16 protein-coding genes and 2 pseudogenes are annotated in these 19,709 nt (G+C 64.1%); 11 read left to right on the forward strand and 7 right to left on the reverse strand.

Features of this window, described 5'->3' with window-relative positions:
- Positions 1 to 3: 3 nt before the first annotated feature.
- A complete protein-coding gene (locus tag PCE31106_RS15240) occupies positions 4 to 1,038 on the reverse strand; it encodes a CHAD domain-containing protein (RefSeq protein WP_150563851.1) in 1,035 nt (344 codons plus the stop codon).
- Positions 1,039 to 1,408: 370 nt separating this feature from the next.
- Complete coding sequence (locus tag PCE31106_RS15245) at positions 1,409 to 1,687, reverse strand: HU family DNA-binding protein (RefSeq protein WP_017234305.1); 279 nt, start codon at positions 1,685 to 1,687, stop codon at positions 1,409 to 1,411.
- 734 nt (positions 1,688 to 2,421) lie between these two features.
- On the opposite strand from PCE31106_RS15245, the gene PCE31106_RS15250 reads away from it, so the two are divergent.
- Positions 2,422 to 3,192 (forward strand): ferredoxin--NADP reductase, encoded by a 771-nt coding sequence (locus PCE31106_RS15250; protein WP_026132014.1) that lies wholly within the window; start codon positions 2,422 to 2,424, stop codon positions 3,190 to 3,192.
- Positions 3,193 to 3,284: 92 nt separating this feature from the next.
- On the opposite strand, the gene PCE31106_RS15255 is transcribed toward PCE31106_RS15250, so the two are convergent.
- The 5 genes from PCE31106_RS15255 to PCE31106_RS15275 all read right to left on the reverse strand — a co-directional run bounded on the left by PCE31106_RS15255 (position 3,285) and on the right by PCE31106_RS15275 (position 10,166).
- Complete coding sequence (locus PCE31106_RS15255) at positions 3,285 to 4,865, reverse strand: isocitrate lyase (protein ID WP_150563852.1); 1,581 nt, start codon at positions 4,863 to 4,865, stop codon at positions 3,285 to 3,287.
- 512 nt (positions 4,866 to 5,377) lie between these two features.
- Positions 5,378 to 6,964: a PepSY-associated TM helix domain-containing protein gene (locus PCE31106_RS15260; RefSeq protein ID WP_150563853.1), complete on the reverse strand. Its 1,587-nt coding sequence runs from the start codon at positions 6,962 to 6,964 to the stop codon at positions 5,378 to 5,380.
- A gap of 10 nt (positions 6,965 to 6,974) precedes the next feature.
- Entirely contained in the window at positions 6,975 to 7,229 is a 255-nt protein-coding gene (locus tag PCE31106_RS15265; RefSeq protein ID WP_150549752.1) for a hypothetical protein, read from the reverse strand.
- Positions 7,219 to 7,497, reverse strand: a complete 279-nt coding sequence (locus tag PCE31106_RS15270; RefSeq protein ID WP_150563854.1) for a hypothetical protein — start codon at positions 7,495 to 7,497, stop codon at positions 7,219 to 7,221. Before PCE31106_RS15270 ends, PCE31106_RS15265 begins: the two co-directional genes overlap by 11 nt.
- A gap of 356 nt (positions 7,498 to 7,853) precedes the next feature.
- Complete coding sequence (locus PCE31106_RS15275; protein WP_150563855.1) at positions 7,854 to 10,166, reverse strand: FdhF/YdeP family oxidoreductase; 2,313 nt, start codon at positions 10,164 to 10,166, stop codon at positions 7,854 to 7,856.
- A gap of 235 nt (positions 10,167 to 10,401) precedes the next feature.
- On the opposite strand from PCE31106_RS15275, the gene PCE31106_RS15280 reads away from it, so the two are divergent.
- The 10 genes and pseudogenes from PCE31106_RS15280 to PCE31106_RS15320 all read left to right on the forward strand — a co-directional run bounded on the left by PCE31106_RS15280 (position 10,402) and on the right by PCE31106_RS15320 (position 19,641).
- Positions 10,402 to 11,475 (forward strand): substrate-binding domain-containing protein, encoded by a 1,074-nt coding sequence (locus PCE31106_RS15280; protein ID WP_150563856.1) that lies wholly within the window; start codon positions 10,402 to 10,404, stop codon positions 11,473 to 11,475.
- A gap of 265 nt (positions 11,476 to 11,740) precedes the next feature.
- Positions 11,741 to 12,214: an NAD(P)H-dependent oxidoreductase subunit E gene (locus PCE31106_RS15285; protein ID WP_017234313.1), complete on the forward strand. Its 474-nt coding sequence runs from the start codon at positions 11,741 to 11,743 to the stop codon at positions 12,212 to 12,214.
- Positions 12,207 to 12,468: pseudogene (locus PCE31106_RS24640) on the forward strand (formate dehydrogenase); the annotation flags it as partial. The gene PCE31106_RS15285 and the pseudogene PCE31106_RS24640, both read left to right, overlap by 8 nt.
- 74 nt (positions 12,469 to 12,542) lie before the next feature.
- Positions 12,543 to 13,847, forward strand: a pseudogene (locus tag PCE31106_RS15290) (complex I 51 kDa subunit family protein); the annotation flags it as partial.
- Positions 13,848 to 13,877: 30 nt separating this feature from the next.
- Positions 13,878 to 16,763, forward strand: coding sequence for a formate dehydrogenase subunit alpha (gene fdhF / locus PCE31106_RS15295; protein WP_150563858.1), 2,886 nt, complete (start codon positions 13,878 to 13,880; stop codon positions 16,761 to 16,763).
- A gap of 33 nt (positions 16,764 to 16,796) precedes the next feature.
- Positions 16,797 to 17,762: a formate dehydrogenase accessory sulfurtransferase FdhD gene (gene fdhD, locus PCE31106_RS15300; RefSeq protein ID WP_174975212.1), complete on the forward strand. Its 966-nt coding sequence runs from the start codon at positions 16,797 to 16,799 to the stop codon at positions 17,760 to 17,762.
- Between the two features lie 27 nt (positions 17,763 to 17,789).
- Positions 17,790 to 18,023, forward strand: coding sequence for a formate dehydrogenase subunit delta (locus tag PCE31106_RS15305; protein ID WP_017234317.1), 234 nt, complete (start codon positions 17,790 to 17,792; stop codon positions 18,021 to 18,023).
- A gap of 86 nt (positions 18,024 to 18,109) precedes the next feature.
- Positions 18,110 to 18,313 (forward strand): hypothetical protein, encoded by a 204-nt coding sequence (locus PCE31106_RS15310; protein ID WP_017234318.1) that lies wholly within the window; start codon positions 18,110 to 18,112, stop codon positions 18,311 to 18,313.
- Positions 18,314 to 18,406: 93 nt separating this feature from the next.
- On the forward strand, positions 18,407 to 18,775 hold the full coding sequence (locus PCE31106_RS15315; protein WP_017234319.1) for a hypothetical protein: 369 nt from the start codon (positions 18,407 to 18,409) through the stop codon (positions 18,773 to 18,775).
- Positions 18,776 to 18,879: 104 nt separating this feature from the next.
- Positions 18,880 to 19,641 (forward strand): phytanoyl-CoA dioxygenase family protein, encoded by a 762-nt coding sequence (locus PCE31106_RS15320; protein ID WP_039830415.1) that lies wholly within the window; start codon positions 18,880 to 18,882, stop codon positions 19,639 to 19,641.
- Positions 19,642 to 19,709: the final 68 nt, after the last annotated feature.

The raw sequence follows: 19,709 nt of genomic DNA on the forward strand, positions 1-19,709 counted from the left end.
CGCTCAGCGGGCGCGCATGCCGCGCTCCAGCGTGTGCGCATCCGGCAACTGGCCCAGCACGTGCGCCGCGCGGCTTGTGGTGTTGACGATGATCGTATCGAGGCGTCGGATCATGGCACTGCGCTGCGCGTCGTGCAACGGCATGGCTTCGCACATTCGCTGCGCGACGACGGCATCGTTGAGTTGCCCAAGGAGCGTCTGTGCGGCATGCAGTGTGCTCTCGTAGGGCGAGCCGACCGATTTGCGCAGCCAGGGCGCCAACAGTTCGGCGCTGTAACGGGCCTTCTTGATCTTCACGCGCAACGCGTGCAACTGCTCGGTGTCGAGCATGGCCAACTGGCGACAATCCGGAAACAGCGCGATGTATTGGGCGCGCAGCATGTTGCGGGCATGCTGCGCCAACGCGCGCGACCGCTTGCCTGGCGTACGCGAGGGGCGTCGCAATGCCTTGGCCGAGCGAATCTTGCATCGGCCGTCCTCGCGCATCCCGAAGGCGCTGAGCAGCAACCCATGCAATGCCTGTTGGCGCTCGCCGGTCAATGCCGCGGCAACTTGTGCGCGGGCGTCGCGGCGCAGGTGTTCCACGTGCCTGTCCACCTCGGGCCAGTCGATGTCGGGCAAGTCGGCGCGCAACGCGGGTAATGTCGTTGTCACTAACACATCGGTATCTCGCGCAGGGCCCATCGATTGCCCCAGCCAGCGCAATTCCTCGTTCAACCGATGGTGCCAGCGAGGCTTGAGCCACGGCGAAAAGACATCGATCAACGCACGCAGACGACGTATCGCAATTCGCAACTCGTGCACGACCTCGGCGTCGATGGATGCGATGTCGCTGTCTTCGCCCGCCTTCGGTAGCGATGGCCATGGTTGCAGGATCTGGGCGGCGAGGGTGACGAGCAGGCGTGCGGCGGACATGCGCCGCATGCGCCCGGCGCCAAGCGCCGTGCGCGTCTCCGTGGGGGCCTGGCCGGCAGCGGGCGGTCCCTCGATGGCGGCGACGATGGCCGCTGTCGTCACGCGTGTCATGTCACGCAACATAGCATAGTTGCCTGGGGCCAAGCGCCAAGGAAGTCCGATGCGACAGGGTGGCGCGGGGGCTGCGCGAGGTGCGGCGATTCGCAAAAAGCCATCGGCAACGCGCGTCAGGACGGCGGGTGTTGACGGCAGGGGAAGACAACAGGAGAGTCGCTGCCGGAGTGGGGCAGGACACGACGCTGGGAGCGTCTCGTCGCGGGCGCCCGGTGCCCGAGCTGCGGTGTGCAGGACACCCGCGAGGCACGCAGCGTCACATCAGTCGTGGACCTCGCGAGAGGATGACGTGACGCCTATCCATTGCTGCACAGCGCGGCGCGGCCATGCGAGCAAAAAAGATAGGCCGGCCCGAAGGCCGGCCTGCGCGCAACTGGTTTTACTTCTTGTTCACAGCGTCCTTGAACGCCTTGCCAGCCGTGAACTTCACGGTCTTGGCGGCCGGGATCTTGATCGCTTCGCCGGTCTTCGGGTTGCGGCCGGTACGTGCGGCGCGCTTGCCCGAACCGAACGAGCCGAAGCCGATCAACTGGACCGCGTCACCCTTGGCGACGGCCTTCTTGATGGTCTCGAGCAGAGTGTCGAGGGTTTCGCCAGTTTGAGCCTTGCTAGCACCCGTAACACCGGCGACGGCGTCGATCAGTTCCTGTTTGTTCATGTGTGTTTCCCTTGAGAGGTGGTGAATACCGGCGACAACTCTAACACTTTCGCCATTTGGCGAGTGTCGGTGTTGTATCCGCGCCATAAGGCACGCGGCACATGCCAGAAAGTCGCCATCGCGACACGTCACGCAAACGCGATCCTAAGATCCATCCCGTCACGCCTCGAGAGGGCGCCGACACTGGCCGGGCAGCCGCATTATAGAGCCATCGGCGGGCTGTGGGCCAGTGCTGACAACGGTTTGCGGCGATTTTGTTGTGCGATGCCGCGTACTTTCTCGTTCATGATGACAAAAACCCGGTAACTACGGGCATCTCCGGTCATGCGCCGGCGCAATCCCTTGCTGGGCGGGCTTTGGGGGTTTCCCTAGCCGATGGGGGCTTGCGTACTGGCGCGACTTTTGGTTGGCGTCAACTTGCCCCGCGAGCGGCTCGATGCGTCACATCGGTCGGAATACGAAGGACTTCGCGTGTTCGGTCGAGTCGACGCGCTGCGTTGGCGCACGATTCCGCCAAAACCCTTGCGGTCCGATGGGGACAAATGAAAGCAATTCCCGTTTGAGGTAAAATAATGGGGTTTTCCCGCCCAAAACCGGAAGTGCGTCTGCCAGGCGCGCCTGGGGTCCGGGCATCGGGGCCATCAAGGACGGCTCGCGCATTCGCATGTCAGGCGATTCGGGCATTAGTTCCGTCGATGTGCCGCGCCCCGCCCGTCGTCATACGTCAAGCCAATATGAGTACTCAGAATCAACAGACCGTGCTGGAAGTCCACCACTGGACTGATACGTTGTTCAGCTTCAAGACCACTCGCGACGCTTCGTTCCGTTACGTCAATGGCCAGTTCACGATGATCGGGCTGGAAGTGGAAGGCAAACCGCTGCTGCGCGCCTACAGCATGGCGAGCGCGAATTACGAGGAAGAACTTGAGTTCCTGAGCATCAAGGTGCAGGACGGTCCGCTGACCTCGCGTCTGCAGCACTTGAAGCCGGGCGACAAGGTCATCGTTGGCCGCAAGCCGACCGGTACGCTCATCGACGACAACCTGTTGCCGGGCAAGCATCTGTACCTGCTTTCGACGGGCACGGGCCTCGCGCCGTTCATGAGTATCATCCGCGATCCGGAAGTCTACGATCGCTACGAGCACATCATTCTGGTTCACGGCTGCCGCTTCACCAGCGAATTGGCGTATCGCGATCTCATTACGCAGCATCTGCCGGCGCACGAGTATCTCGGTGAGTACGTGCGCGACAAGCTGATCTACTATCCGACGGTGACGCGCGAAGAGTTCGAAAATCAGGGCCGTATCACGGAGCTGGTTGAGTCGGGCAAGATGTTCGCCGACATCGGTTTGCCGGAATTTTCGCCGGAAAACGACCGCATCATGTTGTGCGGCAGCCCGGCCATGCTCAAGGACACCCGCGAGCTGCTGGAGAAGCGTGGCTTCGTGGAAGGCCACAACCACGCCCCGGGGCATTACCTCGTCGAGCGTGCATTCGTCGGCTAAGTCCGTCGGCCCCTATGCTCAAGGCAGCGCTTGCTTCCTTGGGACGAAAAAAAACCGCTCAATCGAGCGGTTTTTTTTGTCATCGCAACCGGTTAGAACTGGTTCATGGTGTTGTCTTTCCCCGCTGCCTTGAGGGCCGCAGCGCCGCTGAAATACTCCTTGTGGTCGTCGCCGATGTCCGAGCCGGACATATTCTGGTGCTTCACGCAGGCGATGCCCTGGCGAATTTCCTTGCGCTGCACGCCGGCCACATAGCCGAGCATGCCCTGATCGCCGAAGTATTCCTTGGCCAGGTTGTCGGTCGACAGTGCGGCGGTGTGGTACGTCGGCAGTGTGATCAGGTGGTGGAAGACACCGGCTTCGCGCGCCGCATCGGCCTGGAACGTGCGAATTTTTTCGTCGGCGACGGCCGCCAATTCGGTGTCATCGTATTCCTCGCTCATCAACTGGCCGCGCTCGTAGGCTGAGACATCCTTGCCGGCCGCCTTCATCGCGTCATACGTCTGCTGGCGGAAGTTCAAGGTCCAGTTGAACGATGGGCTGTTGTTGTACACCAGCTTGGCGTTCGGGATCACTTTGCGAATCTCGCTGACCATGCCGGCGATCTGGGCGATATGCGGCTTTTCGGTTTCGATCCACAGCAGGTCGGCGCCGTTTTGCAGTGCGGTGATGGAATCCAGCACGCAGCGTGCTTCGCCAGTGCCAGTGCGGAACTGGAACAGGTTGCTGGGCAGGCGCTTGGGACGCAGCAGCTTGCCGTCGCGCTTGATGACGACGTCGCCATTGCCGAGGGCATCCGCCGAAATTTCGTCGCAATCAAGGAAGGAATTGTATTGGTCGCCCAAGTCGCCCGGCGTGTGGGTCACGGCGATCTGCTTGGTCAGGCCGGCGCCCAGCGAGTCGGTACGGGACACGATAATGCCGTCGTCCACGCCCAGTTCCAGGAAGGCGTAGCGAATCGCGCGAATCTTGGCGAGGAAGTCTTCGTGCGGCACGGTGACTTTGCCATCCTGGTGACCGCATTGCTTCTCGTCGGACACCTGATTCTCGATCTGAATGCAGCATGCGCCGGCTTCGATGAACTGCTTGGCCAGCAGGTAGGTGGCTTCCGCGTTACCGAAACCCGCGTCGATGTCGGCGATGATTGGCACGACGTGGGTGACGTGGTTGTCGATTTTTTCCTGGATGGCGGCCTTGGCAGCCCCGTCGGCCGCGTCCAGTTGGCGGAACAGGCCGCCGAGTTCGCGGGCGTCCGCTTGGCGCAGGAACGTGTACAGCTCGCGGATCAACGCGGTGACGGAGGTTTTTTCGTGCATCGACTGGTCCGGCAGCGGTCCGAACTCCGAGCGCAGTGCTGCAACCATCCAACCCGACAGATAAAGGTAGCTGCGGTCGGTGGTGTTGAAGTGCTTCTTGATGGAGATCATCTTCTGCTGGCCGATGAAGCCGTGCCAGCAACCCAGCGACTGGGTGTACTTGGACGGGTCCGCATCGTAGGCGGCCATGTCGGCGCGCATGATCTTGGCCGTGTACTTGGCAATGTCCAGACCCGTTTTGAATCGGTTCTGGGCACGCATGCGTGCGGCATATTCGGGATTGATGGCATCCCAGGCGCTGCCTTGTTTCTGCTTCAAACCAGCCACAGCGGTGATGTCGTCTTGATATTGGGTCATGTGCCTCTCCTGAGAGCAAAGCGCGTTTGAATAAAGGGTTCAGCGTGTCGCCCCCGTATGTCGAAGCGAACTGCATGACGAAATGGTACCGCCGTTTGGCGCGATTGGGTCAAGTCTTATATAAGACATAAGAGTTAATTTATGCTTATTTTTCAATGACATATGTGCGATATTTCGCAATTCGAAACACGTTTTCGGGTGACGGAAAAATGAGGTGAGCGAAATTTCGAGGGAATTCCGCAATGTGAAATGCGCTTTCGTTGGCTGGAGACGGGACACGCGCCGATGGCGTGAGCAACGAGCGCTGGCGGAATGATTGTGTGGACGTCTGTTGAGACGAGGCGACGTTCCGACGGGCGATGAATGGCGCGATCCAATGTGGGGACAAGCGCGCTACGCAAGCCGCCAGCCGGACCCGGCTGGGGCCTGACTCATCTTGGAAGGCGGCGCGCCTCGGATCGACCGGCAGCCGGTCAGGCGCGCGTCGACGTGGCCGTGCGTGCGACTCGCTGCTAGGGCCTGGCGCTCAGGTCAGCGCTGGCTTCTGAGGTCGGGGCAGCGGAAGTCGGCGCGGGTCGTGCCCACACGCTGTAGGGATCGCCGCGGCGGGCGCGTTTCCAGGTCGCGCACGCGAACAGTGCAAAGCCGCCCGCGAAGACGATCGCGACGAGGTCAACGCCGGCCAGCACCCAATCGCCCGCAGCCATCGAGCGCACGAGATTGTCCGGCGTGAGCACGGCGTCGGCGGCCGGGATAATGAGGCAGACGAGCGCCGTCGCTGCAAGTAGTCCCGTGGCTGCCACCGCCGGCGCCGCGAGCGCGGCGAAAAGCATCGAGGCGGTGAGCGTGGCGATGAAGATTGAGAGCGCCGTCATGTCGGGGGCGACGATCGCACCGACGAAGGCCGCGGCAATCCCCAGGCATGTGCCGAGAAACACGCCGGCGGTGGCCTTGGCCATCCCTCGCAGATGGGCGGGTTGTACGGCTGCGTTGCGCTTGCGACGCGATTCGAGCCAGAGCAGGTTGCCACTGTAGACGAGCACCGCACCCATCAGGCCCAGGACGAAGTACACCCAGCGCATGGCATCGCCCGCGAAGTTACCGAAGTGGGCGCCGTAGATCATGCTGAGCATCGCGTGGTTGGCGTCCCGTGCGCCGGGACTGTGCTGACCGACGATCGCCCCGTCGTTCAGGCGCACGGCCACGGCAGAGAACACTCCCAGCGAGTCGCTGGCTTCGCCGTAGACTTCGGCCACCGCGTCTGGCTTGCCGTAGCGGGTCCACGCTACGGCGGTCGCCTCCATGCCGGGCGCCGCGTGCTCGGCGCGGGCGAGCAGGGCCGTGAGACCAAGCGGCTTGCCGTCGACCGGTGCGATCGTTGCCGGCACTGCGCCCGTTATCTGCGGAATTTGCGACAGCAGCTTGTTATCGAACGTCACGACGTTGAACGCCATCATCAGCGGCAGGAGGAGGCACAGCAGCGCCCCTGTCAGCGCGAAGACAATATGAAACGGCAGACTCAGCACGCCGATGGCGTTATGCGCGTCCTGCCAGAAGCGCTTCACGTTGCGTCCCGGGCGCAACGCAAAGAGGTCTCGCGTGACGCGCGGCAGATGCACGATCACGCCCGAGATCAACGCCATGCCGTAGAACAGCGACACCACGCCCATCAGATATAGCCCGTAGGTCGGGATCGACAGCGAGTAGTGCAGCGCATTGATCGTGCCCGACAGGCCCGGGCGCGCATCGCCGATCACGAGCGACGGCGCGGTACCCTCGGCGTTAGCGGGCAAGCGTGCCTGTTGCCATTCGCCGTTCGGTTCCTGCCAGTAGGCAAAGGGCGTTGGCGAGTGATTGGGCAACACCACGCCCATCTGCTCGCGCGCGGCCGGGAATTGCATGCGAACCCGCTCGGCGAGCTGTTCCGTTTGCGCGAGCGAGAGCGGTGCATGACGCGTGGCGGGCTGCTCCCAGCGTTCGATCTCATGATGGAAGACGGTCAGGGCGCCGCCGAGCATGGCGATGAACAGCGCGAAACCGGCGACGATGCCGGCCCACGTGTGGACACTCAGATATTGGCGAAGGGTTTGGGCGCGCATTGAACAATCCTTACCCGACGGCGTGCGCCAACAGCAGCGCAACCCAGGCGACGACGGTGGTGGCGCCAAGGCCAACCCACGCGTGTTTGGCGGTGCGGCTCGCGTAGGCGACGGCACACAGGCCAAGCCACAGGAGCGGGAAGAGGGCGATGACGGGAATCACCGCCGTTTGCCAACCGGCCGGCGTCAGGTGGGCGATAGCGCCGCACAGCGCCATCGCCGCGAAGCCGCCGAGCACCAAGCCGGCGAAGGTTCTACTCCACATGAGTGTTTCCGCGCAAAGAGCGCCAGCCGCCCACTGCATACGGCCAGAAAAGCTGGCCGAAACACAGCGACATGAACGCCGCCGCGATGCCGGCCGAAGGGCCGGCCGCCAGCCACCAGCAACCCAGGCTGGCAATAGCGGCCAACAGCGAGAGTGACCGGGCGGGCTGTGCAGCCAAACGTCGTGCGCGCACACGCTGGTGCTCAGAGGTGAGATAGCAAGCGCCGCCTGCCAGCCATGCCAGGGCAATAGCCAATCCAATCAACATGCTCGGGAATCACATGAAAATATGGCCCGCAGGCGAAGACGTCACCCTTTGGCGACGCGACGGTCGAGGCCGATCGAAAACGGTTCCGCGCAAACACAGCGTCCACACATTTTTGGGTGATGATGCGAATGTTAACAAAAACGATTCGCATTTATAACATGAATCATCAAAATCCCGAAATAGCGCGCCTGGAAATGGGGTGCCGCGCCTGAGCACACGTCAGGTGGCAGGTGGCAGGTGGCAAGCGTCGGGCGCCAAACGCCAAACGCCAAGCGCCAAGCGTCAGGCGTCAGGCGTCAGGCGTCAGGCGTCAGGCGTCAGGCGTCGAGCGGCAAGCGTCGGGCCGCCTCGCCTCATCAGGCCGGGCGGCGCTCCAGCAACACCGGGATCGACTTGGAGGTCGGCGTCCCAGCACCCTCAGCGATGGCGTCGAGCGGCACCAGTCCGTTGGTCTCGGGGTAGTATGCCGCGATGCAGCCACGCGGAATGTCGTAGGCAACGAGCAGGAAATCATCGGCGCGACGCGCAATGCCGTCGTGCCAGACACCCACGAGGTCAACGTGCTCGCCTGCACGAAAGCCTCGCGCATCCAGATCTTCCGAGTTGGCGAAGACAACGCGGCGCTGTCCGAACACCCCACGATATCGGTCGTTCAGGCCGTAGATTGTGGTGTTGTATTGATCGTGGGAGCGAATCGTGGCCAGTTGCAGCACATCGGCGCCACGCTCACCCGCCTGGCGCCGTGCCACGTCGATCGGCATCTCGTGCGGCAGCGGGTGTGTCGTGAAGTTGGCGCGCGCGTTGGCGGTCAGCCACTGACGCGTTGACGGCGGCACGGGCAGCCGGAAGCCCCCCGGATGGCGCACGCGACGATTGAAGTCCGCAAAGTCATCAAAGGTGGCGGCCATGGCGTCGCGAATGCGATCGTAGTCCTCCACGTACCAGTGCCAATCTTCGACACCGCCGAGCGCGCGGCCCATCGTTGCCTGCGCGATGCCCGCGACAATGGCCGGTTCGGAACGCAGATGCTCGGACGCCGGGGCGTTGATGCCATACGACAGGTGCACCATGCTCATCGAATCTTCCACCGTGACGCCTTGCACCGCCCCTTGCTGCATGTCGATTTCGGTGCGGCCCAGACACGGCAGGATCAGTGCATCGCGCCCATGGACGAGGTGGCTGCGATTGAGCTTTGTCGCCACGTGTACAGTCAGGTCGCACTGGCGAAGCCCCTCCCAGGTGCGCGGCGTGTCGGGTGTGGCCATCGCGAAGTTGCCGCCCATGCCGATGAAGACCTTGACGCGGCCGTCGCGCATGGCCGAGATCGTATCGACGACGCTCAACCCGTCGCGTCGCGGCGGCGCAAACGCGAACGCTTGGCCAAGCCGGTCAAGGAAGGCGGCCGACGGCTTTTCGTTGATGCCGACGGTACGGTCGCCCTGCACGTTGCTGTGACCGCGCACGGGACACAGACCCGCCCCCGGGCGTCCGATGTTGCCGCGCAGGAGCATCAGGTTGACGATCATCTGAATGGTCGCCACGGCGTGTTTGTGCTGCGTAATGCCCATGCCCCACGTCGCAATGACGCGCTCGCCGCGCAGATAGACGTCGGCAATCTGGCACATCTGGGCTTGCGAGACACCGGAAGCGCGCGTGAGATCGTCCCAGCGTTCGCTGCGTACGTCGGCGGCGAAATCGTCGAAACCGTGTGTGTGTTCCGCGATGAAGGCATCGTCGAGCAGCGCGGATTCGCCATTGGCGCGCGCAAGGGCGTCGCGCTCCAGCACGCGCTTGATGACGCCCTTCACGAATGCAAAGTCGCCGCCGCACGCCGGCGTGACGTAATGACTGCTGATCGCGGTGCCGCCGAGGCTCAGCATTTCGGCCGGACTTTGCGGGTCGGCAAAGCGTTCCAATCCGCGTTCGTGCAGCAGATTGACCGACACGATGGTCGCGCCGCGCCGGGCTGCCTCGCGCAACTCACCGAGCATGCGCGGATGATTGGTGCCCGGGTTCTGGCCGAACAGCAGCAGCGTATCGGCCTGTTCGAAGTCGTCGAGGGTAACGGTGCCCTTGCCGATGCCGATCGTGGGCGGCAGGCCAACGCTCGTCGGCTCGTGACACATGTTCGAGCAGTCGGGAAAATTGTTCGTGCCGTACTGGCGCACGAAGAGCTGATAAAGGAACGCGGCTTCGTTGCTGGTGCGACCGGACGTATAGAACGCTGCCTGATCGGGGTCGGGCAGGGCGCGCAAGTGCTCGCCGATCAACGCGAAGGCGTCGGTCCAGGCGATCGGTGCATAGCGGTCGGTGGCGGCATCGTAGCGCATGGGGTGCGTGAGACGGCCGTAGCCTTCGAGCGTGTAATCGTCCAGCGCGAGCAAGTCGGTCACACTGTGCTCGGCAAAAAAGTCAGGGGTGACGCGGCGCTTGGTGGCTTCGGCGGCGACCGCCTTGGCCCCGTTTTCGCAGAATTCGAACGTCGAGGCGTGTTCGCGATCCGGCCACGCGCAGCCCGGGCAATCGAAGCCGCTGGGTTGGTTTGCGCTGAGCAGTGTGCGGGCGCCTTTGAACGGAATGCCTTGGGTGACAAGTTGAATGGCAACGTTCTTGAGGGCTCCCCAGCCGCCGGCGGGGCGATCGTAAGGGGCGATTTTCGAGGCGGACATGGTGCGTTTTCTGACGAGAAGAGGTGGCGCGGCGCGTCGGCATCTGGGGAATGCTTCGGCCATAGACAAACGGTTAACGTTAAATAGGCAAAATGATGCATAATTTAACGATGTTGCAACGGTATTTGGGTGCCGACGTCGATCTGGAAAGCCCCATGAATTCGACGTTTTCAGGCATCTTATCAGGATATTGCATAAACTGATTTATGCAATTAATAGCATATAAGGTGAGTCAATGAAGCAGATATCGATCGCCCCGCAACTCCGGTTTCACCACGACGGCAACGATCTTCCGCTCGACAAGGTGCTGTCGCTACTCGCCGAGGTGCAGGCGCACGGCAACCTGCAGGCGGCCAGCCAAGCGCTCGGGCAATCGTATCGAGGTGCGTGGGGCCACGTGAAGGAAGTCGAGGCGCTCATGGGGGCGCCCTTGCTGACGATGGCGCGTGGCCGTGGCGCGGTGCTCACGCCGCTTGCTCAGCGGCTGCTGTGGGGGCAAAAGCGCCTGCAGGCTAGGCTCGGCCCCCTGCTGGAGACGATGGCGTCGGAGTTGCAGACCGAGCTTGACGATCTGCTGTTGCAGGACAGCGACCAACTGCGGCTGTTTGCCAGTCATGGGCTGGCGATCGCGGCGCTGGTCGATTTCGCGGGGCGCGCGGGCCTGCCCATCGAAGTGAGCTATCGCGGCAGCATCGAAGCGATTGCCGCGCTCGCGAAGCACGAGTGCGAGGTCGCGAGTTTTCACGTGCCGATCGGCGCGCTTGCAGAACCGGTGCTCGATCACTATGGGCCCTTGCTCAAGGGCAAGTCGTATCGGGTGGCCGACGTCGCTTCGCGCCGTCTCGGGTTGCTCGTTGCACGCGGCAATCCGCTCGGCATTCATACGCTGGCCGACCTGCCGCGCACGGGGGCGCGCTTCGCGAACCGGGAGCGCGGATCCGGCACCCGAATCATCTTCGATCTGCTGCTCGCGCGTGAGGGGATCGATCCGGCTGCCGTGGCGGGCGCGGAGAACATCGAGTTCACGCACGCCGCCGTGGCGGCGTACATCGCCAGCGGACGCGCCGACACGGGTCTCGCCATCGAGGCAGCGGCAAGCCAGTTCGGGCTCGATTTCCTGCCAATCCTGACGGAGCGCTATTGCCTGATGTTTCCCGAGACCGGCAGCGAGTCCGCGCATTTGCGGGCGCTGCTGGAAATTCTGCAAAGCGACGCGTATCGGCAGGCGGTGCATGCCATCCCCGGCTACAGCGAGGCGGCGACCGGTAGCATCGCCCCGCTGTCTGAGGCGTTTCCCTCGTTGGGTTGAAAAATAATATGCAATGATATGCATATGTTGCGCCCGAGCATCGGTCGCGTCGAACGGCCAGCCGGCGCGGTTCATGCGGCTTTGGCATGCTGCTGTGCAGCGAGCGTGGGAAAAGCGAGCAACGCAAGCTATCGGTGTTTCCACGAGGCTTGTTGGGAGGGGACGTTTGGACTAATGTCCTAACTGTCGAGCCCCCAGAAACGCGCCGCCATCATATGCAACGTAGAACATATGAGGCGCCGTTTCGCCCCAGGAGACATACGAGATGGTGTCCACCCCTCACGCGACGCTCGCGCCGCTGCTGGCTCGCCACGCCGGCCGTGCGCACGAGTTGTTGCCGCTGTTGCATGCCCTGCAGGACAGCGACGGTTACGTCGACCCCGCCCATGTGCCGGCGATCGCCGCCGCGCTGAATCTTTCTCGCGCCGAAGTACATGGCGTGATTACCTTCTATCATCACTTCCGCAGCGCGCCGCCGCCCCCGATCGTGGTGCAGGTCTGCCGCGCGGAGGCCTGTCGCAGTCGGGGTGGCGAAGCGCTCGTGGCCCATATCGAGGCGTCTACCGGCGCACCCGTGGACGGCGCGCCGTGTCGCGGCGTCGGCGTCGAATCGGTGTATTGCCTCGGGCAATGTGCGTTGTCCCCGGCCGTGATGATCAACGGCGAACTGCACGCGCGCGTGAGTCCGGCGCGCTTCGATGCGCTGCTGCCGGCGCGCAAGGCAGGTGACCATGTCTGAGTCTTCGAAGCGCGGTCCGTACCGCGTGTATATCCCGCGCGATTCCGCTGCGCTCGCCTTGGGCGCGGACCGGGTCGCCGCCGCTGTGGCAACGGAAGCCACCCAGCGAGGCATTGCCGTCGATATCGTGCGCAATGGCTCTCGTGGGCTGTTTTGGCTCGAACCCCTCGTCGAAGTGGAGACCCCCGCCGGGCGCATCGGGTACAGCAACGTGCAGGCCGCTCAGGTCGCCGCCTTGTTCGATAGCGGCTGGCCCGCATGTGCTGTTCAGGACGCCGAGCGCGAGGTTCCCGCGGACAATCCCGACGGGAGTTGGGGCGCCCCCATGCCTGCCTGCGTCGGTCGGGTCGATGCGATTCCGTATCTGGCGCGGCAACAGCGCCTGACGTTCGCGCGCATTGGCGTGACCGACCCGCTCAGCCCGGTGGACTATGAAGCGCACGGTGGCCTGGTCGGACTGCGCGCATGCCTGGCGCTCGACGCGGCCGCAGGGTGCCAGACCGTGCTCGACTCGGGCCTGCGTGGACGCGGCGGCGCGGCGTTTCCGGCGGGCATCAAGTGGCAAACCGTCAGCCGCGCCCAGGCGGCAACCAAATACGTCGTCTGCAATGCCGACGAAGGCGACTCGGGCACATTTGCCGATCGGCTCATCATGGAGAGCGATCCGTTCGTTCTCATCGAAGGGATGGCCATCGCAGCGCTCTGCGTGGGGGCGAGCGAGGGCATCATCTACGTGCGCAGCGAGTATCCGCATGCCATTGCGGCACTCGAGTCGGCGATTGCCGTCGCGCGCCGGGAAGGCTGGCTCGGCCCGGACGTGCTGGGCTCGGGACGCGCTTGCGAGTTGCGCGTCGCCAAGGCGGCGGGCGCTTATATCTGCGGCGAGGAAACGGCGTTGCTCGAAAGCCTGGAAGGCAAGCGCGGCGTGGTCCGGGCGAAACCGCCGATTCCCGCGGTGGCCGGACTCTTCGGGCAGCCGACACTCGTCAACAACGTCGTAACCCTCGCGAGCGTGCCGTTCATCTTCGCGCACGGCGCCGACGCCTATCGCGAGTTCGGCATGGGCCGCTCGCAAGGCACGCTGGCGGTACAACTCGCGGGCAACGTGCGTCGCGGCGGACTGGTGGAGCTGGCGTTCGGCGTGACGCTGCGCACGCTGCTCGACGAGTTCGGCGGCGGGACGGCCAGCGGGCGCCCTGCCAAGGCCATTCAGGTCGGGGGCCCGCTCGGGGCGTATCTGCCAAGCGCGCAGTGGGACGTGCCGATGGATTACGAGGCGTATGCCTCGCTTGGCGCGGTCGTCGGTCACGGCGGGGTGGTCGTCCACGACGACACGGCCGACCTCGCGGCGTTGGCGAGTTACGCGATGCAGTTCTGTGCGCACGAGTCGTGCGGCAAATGTACGCCGTGCCGCATTGGTGCGACGCGCGGAGTCGAGGTGATCGACCAGATCCGACGCGGGGACACCTCCGTGCGTCAGGTAACACTGCTGCGTGATCTGTGCGACACGATGGTGGCAGGGTCGCTGTGCGCGATGGGCGGCATGACGCCGTTCCCGGTGCGCTCGGCGCTCGAACATTTCCCGGCCGACTTCGGTCTGCCCGATGGCGCCGGGCGCGCCGAAGCCGCCTGACGCGCATGCGTCAGGCAGGGAGGAGAACACATGATTCATCCGAGCACCTCAGTGACCCCGGGCCACGACCTGGACATGGGCACGCCGCTGCGTGAGAGCGATGTCGGCATTACCCTCGAAATCGACGGCGAGCGCGTAACCGTGCCGGCCGGCACGTCGATCATGCGGGCGGCGGCGGGCCGCGACGTCAACATCCCCAAGCTCTGTGCGACGGATTCGCTCGAACCGTTCGGATCTTGCCGCTTGTGTCTGGTCGAGATCGAGGGGCGGCGCGGATTTCCCGCCTCGTGTACGACACCCGTCGAGCCGGGCATGAAGGTACGCACGCAGTCGCCGGCGCTGCAGGATCTGCGTCGCAACGTGATGGAGCTTTACATCTCCGATCACCCGCTCGACTGCCTGACCTGCGCGGCCAACGGCGATTGCGAATTGCAGGACATGGCGGGCGTCACGGGGCTGCGCGAGGTGCGCTACGGCTTCGAGGGCGAAAACCATATTCACAGCGCGAAGGACGAGTCGAATCCGTATTTCACGTATGACCCGTCGAAATGCATCGTCTGCAACCGTTGTGTGCGGGCGTGCGAGGAAACGCAGGGCACGTTTGCGCTGACGATTTCCGGCCGTGGCTTCGAGGCGCGGGTTTCGGCCGGGCAGGATCAGCCGTTCATGGATTCGGAGTGCGTGTCGTGCGGCGCGTGCGTATCGGCCTGCCCGACGGCGACGCTGCAGGAAAAAAGCGTCATCGAGATGGGGCAGCCCGAGCACGCGGTGGTTACCACGTGTGCGTACTGCGGCGTGGGCTGCGCGTTCAAGGCGGAAATGAAGGGCGGGGAAGTCGTTCGCATGACCCCGTACAAGGATGGCGGGGCGAATGAGGGCCACGCCTGCGTGAAGGGGCGCTTTGCGTGGGGATACGCCACGCACAAGGAGCGCATCACCAAGCCGATGATCCGCAGCAAGATTACCGATCCGTGGCGCGAGGTGTCGTGGGACGAGGCGCTGGACTACGCGGCGTCGGAGTTCCGGCGCATTCAGGCGACGTATGGGCGCGATGCCATTGGCGGCATCACGTCGTCGCGTTGCACGAACGAAGAGACGTATCTCGTGCAGAAGCTGGTGCGTGCCGCGTTCGGTAACAACAACGTCGACACCTGTGCGCGCGTGTGTCATTCACCGACCGGTTACGGGCTCAAGCAGACGCTCGGCGAGTCGGCGGGCACGCAGACGTTCAAGTCGATCGAGCACTCGGACGTGATTCTCGTGATGGGCGCCAATCCGACCGATGGGCATCCGGTGTTCGCCTCGCGACTCAAGCGTCGTGTGCGCGAGGGGGCGAACCTGATCGTGATCGATCCGCGGCGCATCGACATCGTCGACGGGCCGCACGTGAAGGCCGCATTCCACTTGCCGCTGCGCCCCGGAACGAACGTGGCAATGGTCAATGCCCTCGCGCATGTGATCGTTACCGAAGGGCTGCTGGCCGAGGACTTCATCGCCGAGCGCTGTGAAGACCGTGCCTTCGCGCAATGGCGCGACTTTGTGGCGCTGCCGGAGAATTCTCCCGAAGCCGTGTCGGTCGTCACCGGCGTTGACGCCGAGCAGATCCGCGGCGCGGCGCGTTTGTACGCCACGGGCGGCAACGCGGCAATCTATTACGGACTGGGGGTGACCGAGCACGTTCAGGGGTCGACCGCGGTCATGGGCATTGCCAACCTGGCGATGGCCACCGGGAATGTCGGGCGCGAGGGCGTTGGCGTGAACCCGTTGCGCGGCCAGAACAATGTTCAAGGGTCGTGCGACATGGGGTCGTTCCCCCATGAACTGCCCGGTTATCGCCACGTCTCCGATACGTTGGTACGCGAGTCGTTCGAGGCCGCTTGGGGCGTCCCGCTGCAGGCCGAGCCGGGGCTGCGGATTCCGAACATGTTCGACGCGGCGGTGCAGGGCAGCTTCAAGGGGCTTTACTGCCAGGGCGAGGACATCGTGCAGTCCGACCCGAACACGCAGCACGTGGCGGCGGCGATGGAGGCGCTGGAGTGCCTCGTCGTGCAGGATATCTTCCTGAACGAAACGGCCAAGTACGCGCATGTGCTGCTGCCGGGCACGACGTTTCTCGAAAAGGACGGCACATTCACGAATGCGGAGCGGCGTATCTCGCGCGTGCGTCGGGTGATGGCGCCGCTGCCGGGCATGGCGGACTGGGAGGTGACGATCGCGCTGGCGAAGCGACTGGGGTACGACATGCCTTATACGCATCCGTCGCAGATCATGGACGAGATCGCCCGATTGACCCCGACGTTCAGCGGCGTGAGCTACGCGCGTCTCGATGAAGCCGGCAGTCTGCAATGGCCGTGTAACGACGAGGCGCCCGACGGCACGCCGATCATGCACGTGCATGCGTTCGTGCGCGGCAAGGGACGCTTCATCATCACCCGATATGTGCCGACGGACGAGAAGGTTACGCCGCGCTACCCACTGCTGCTCACCACGGGGCGCATTCTCTCGCAATACAATGTCGGCGCGCAGACACGTCGCACGCACAACGTGGCCTGGCACGATGAAGACCGGCTCGAAATTCACCCGGTCGATGCGGAGGATCGCGGCATCAAGGACAACGATTGGGTCGGCATCCGCAGCCGCGCGGGCGAAACAGTGCTGCGTGCGGTCATCAGCGAGCGCATGCAGCCGGGCGTGGTGTACACGACCTTCCATTTCCCGGAGTCGGGCGCAAACGTTATCACGACCGACAACTCGGACTGGGCGACCAACTGTCCCGAGTACAAGGTGACGGCCGTGCAAGTGCTGCCGGTGGTACAGCCCTCCGCATGGCAGTCGGAATACTCAACCTTCAACCGCACGCAGCTCGCGCTGCTCGATGCGGCCCATGTGCCCTCCGAACCGGTACCGGCGAAGTAGGGCGCGTTCGGTGAATTGACGTGGAGTCAGCGTTTGACGATGTTCAACCCATTAGGTGACCGGGACGACCGGCAGCCCGCAGGCGAACCGCAGGGCGAGCGTGCGGGGCCGGGCGATGCCGACGTGATCGACGAGACGGTTGGCGGACGTGTCGCGCCGGTGTGCGACGCGGCGCCAGCCGTGCTCGACCCGGACAGTCTCGCGCCGAGTGCGACCGTTGCCGTGCGGCGCTTCCGTCATGGGACGTGGCAGTCGGCGAGCGACGAACTGGCCGAAGAAGTGCCCGTAGCGCTGGAGTTCAATGGCATCTCCCACGTGGTGATGCTCGCCACGCCTGCAGACGTCGACGACTTTGCCTTGGGGTTCGCGTTGTCAGAGGGCATTCTCAACGACCGGCGCGAGTGCTACGGCATTGACGTGACGGCAACGACACAGGGTGTGACGGCGCATCTCGATGTCTCGTCGCGCGCGTTTGCCGGACTCAAGGAACGGCGCCGCAATCTCACGGGACGCACCGGCTGCGGACTGTGCGGCACGGAAAGTCTCGATCAGGTTCTGCGGCCGTTGCCGGCCGCCGGTGCGCCGCTGCGTGTGTCGCACGCGGCGCTGGCCGCCGCGTATGCCGGGCTGGCGCGCCATCAGCCGCTGAACGGCGTGACGGGCGCCGTGCACGGCGCGGCCTGGTGCTCGCCGCAGGGCGAGATACTTTGCTTGCGTGAAGACGTCGGCCGGCACAACGCGCTCGACAAGCTGATCGGCGCGCTCGCGCGCAGCGGACAGCCGTTCAATCGCGGCTTTGTGCTGATGACGAGTCGTGCGAGCGTCGAAATCGTGCAAAAGGCCGCGCAGGTCGGCATTCCGATGGTCGCGGCCGTTTCGGCGGCGACGGCCCTCGCGGTGCAAACGGCAGCGGCGGCGGGCGTGACGCTGGTCGGCTTCGTGCGCGGGGAGCAGTGCGTGATCTACACCGGCGGGGCGGCGCTCGACGCCAGCGCCTGACGCCAACAAACGAGCAGGAGCTTCCTGATGGACGGTAATAACCTCGTGCGCATGGCCAATCGCATCGCGGACTTCTTTGAATCGTTACCTGATCGCGACGAAGCGCTGGATGAAGTCGCCGCGCATCTGCACAAGTTCTGGGATCCACGCATGCGCGCCGAGATCCTCGCACTGGCCGACACGCCGGTCTCGGCCGAGATGCACGTGCTGGTGCGTGAAGCGCTCGTCCGCCATCGTGAGCGGCTGACGCCGGCCGGGTGAGGCCGGTTCCAGGCGAAGATATGTCGCTCGCAGTATAGTGGGAGCTGCCGTCGCGCTTCGGCGCGGCTTTACCCGCGGAGGACTTGATGAGCGATACCCAGACGCGCAAGCCGGTCCAACAGAAGTCTGAGCCGGAGGACGTCGTGGAACGCGACCTTGATGAAGCCCTTGAGGAGACGTTTCCGGCAAGTGACCCGGTTTCCATCGAAATCGACAAGCCAAAACGGGCGCCCAAGTCGACATCGGGTGACTCGACAGGTCCCGCGGGCGGGGCTGGCGGCCGAAAATAAATCTCGGCCCGGTGGTGGTTTGCCGCCCGGCCGGGGCGAATTCGTGGCAAAATTCCGCGCCTGACTCTCTCAGGCTGGGACTGTAGGAATTCAATGGCGGCAGGTACGGTAAAAAAAGTTCGACGCTACGCGCTGGAAACCATCGATGTGATGGGGCAGAGCGGACTGGGTGTCGTCGAGCGCCCGGACGGGCGTTTCGTCATGTATCCGGAGTACTGGACGCAGACGCAGGCGCTTAGCCAGAAGATGCGCACGTTGTACCGCCGAAATTGTCAGCTCGAGTACCAGTTGGCGAAGCTCACGCGCGAACTCGATCGACTTCGCACTGTAGTCGATACGCCGCGCCCTGTCGGAAATCCGCAAGCATCACTGCCCGGCACCGACGTGCCGCAGCCTGAACTCGCCCTTGAGCGCAAGCCCGCCGCCGAACTACCGCCGCGACGACGCAAACGCGCCGCCTGAGTCCGCCGTCTCGGAAAGCCTGCCGAGCCAGTTGTCCCGATCGACTTCGTTACGCCACCGAATTTCCCTCAACGCGCAGTTACTTGTCCGCTTCGCCGACCATCATGGCGCTTACCGCATCGCAACTCGAAACCTTCCGTAACGACGGTTATCTGATTCTCCCGCGCTATGTGGCGCAGGCCGACTGCGAGGCGATGCTGGCCGACGCGCGCGCGCAACTGGCCTCGGCCACGTTGCCGCTCGAGTTCGAAGCCGATGTGGGCTATGCAGGAGCACCGGCATCGCGTGACGCGCAGGGTGGCCAGACCGTTCGTCGTCTGCTCAAGGCCTACGATCGTGGCGATGCGCTGCGTCGCTGGGCAACGCGTCCGGATCTGGTCGAGTCGCTCGCGCAAATCTTTGGCGAGGATGTAGTGCTCACGCTCGCGCATCACAATTGCGTGATGACCAAACATCCCCATTTCGGCACGGCGACCGGTTGGCATCGCGATATTCGGTATTGGTCATTCCCGCAGAATTCGCTGATCTCCGTGTGGCTGGCGTTGGGGCCGGAAACGCGTGAGAACGGTGCGCTACGCTTCATCCCCGGGTCGCATCGCGAACAACTCCAGCCGCACCAGCTCGATTCGCTGGACTTCCTGCGTCCCGACGAGCCCGACAATCAGCCGCTCGTCGCACGGGGTCGGCAGGTGGCCCTGGCGCAGGGCGATGTCGTGTTGTTTCACAGCGGTCTGTTCCACGCGGCCGGGCGCAACGAGGGCGATACCACGAAATTCTCCGTCGTGTTTGCGTATCGCGGCGAGAGTAATCCGCCAACGCCGGGCACACGCTCCGCGTCGGCCGGCGAAGTCGCACTGGGCCACTGACGTGCCTTGCGCCGGGAACGCCCGTTCTCCGGCGTCGCCAATCATTTTGGGCGCTTTCCTAATTCGGT

This window comes from Pandoraea cepalis, assembly GCF_902459665.1.
GTDB classification, from domain to species: domain Bacteria; phylum Pseudomonadota; class Gammaproteobacteria; order Burkholderiales; family Burkholderiaceae; genus Pandoraea; species Pandoraea cepalis.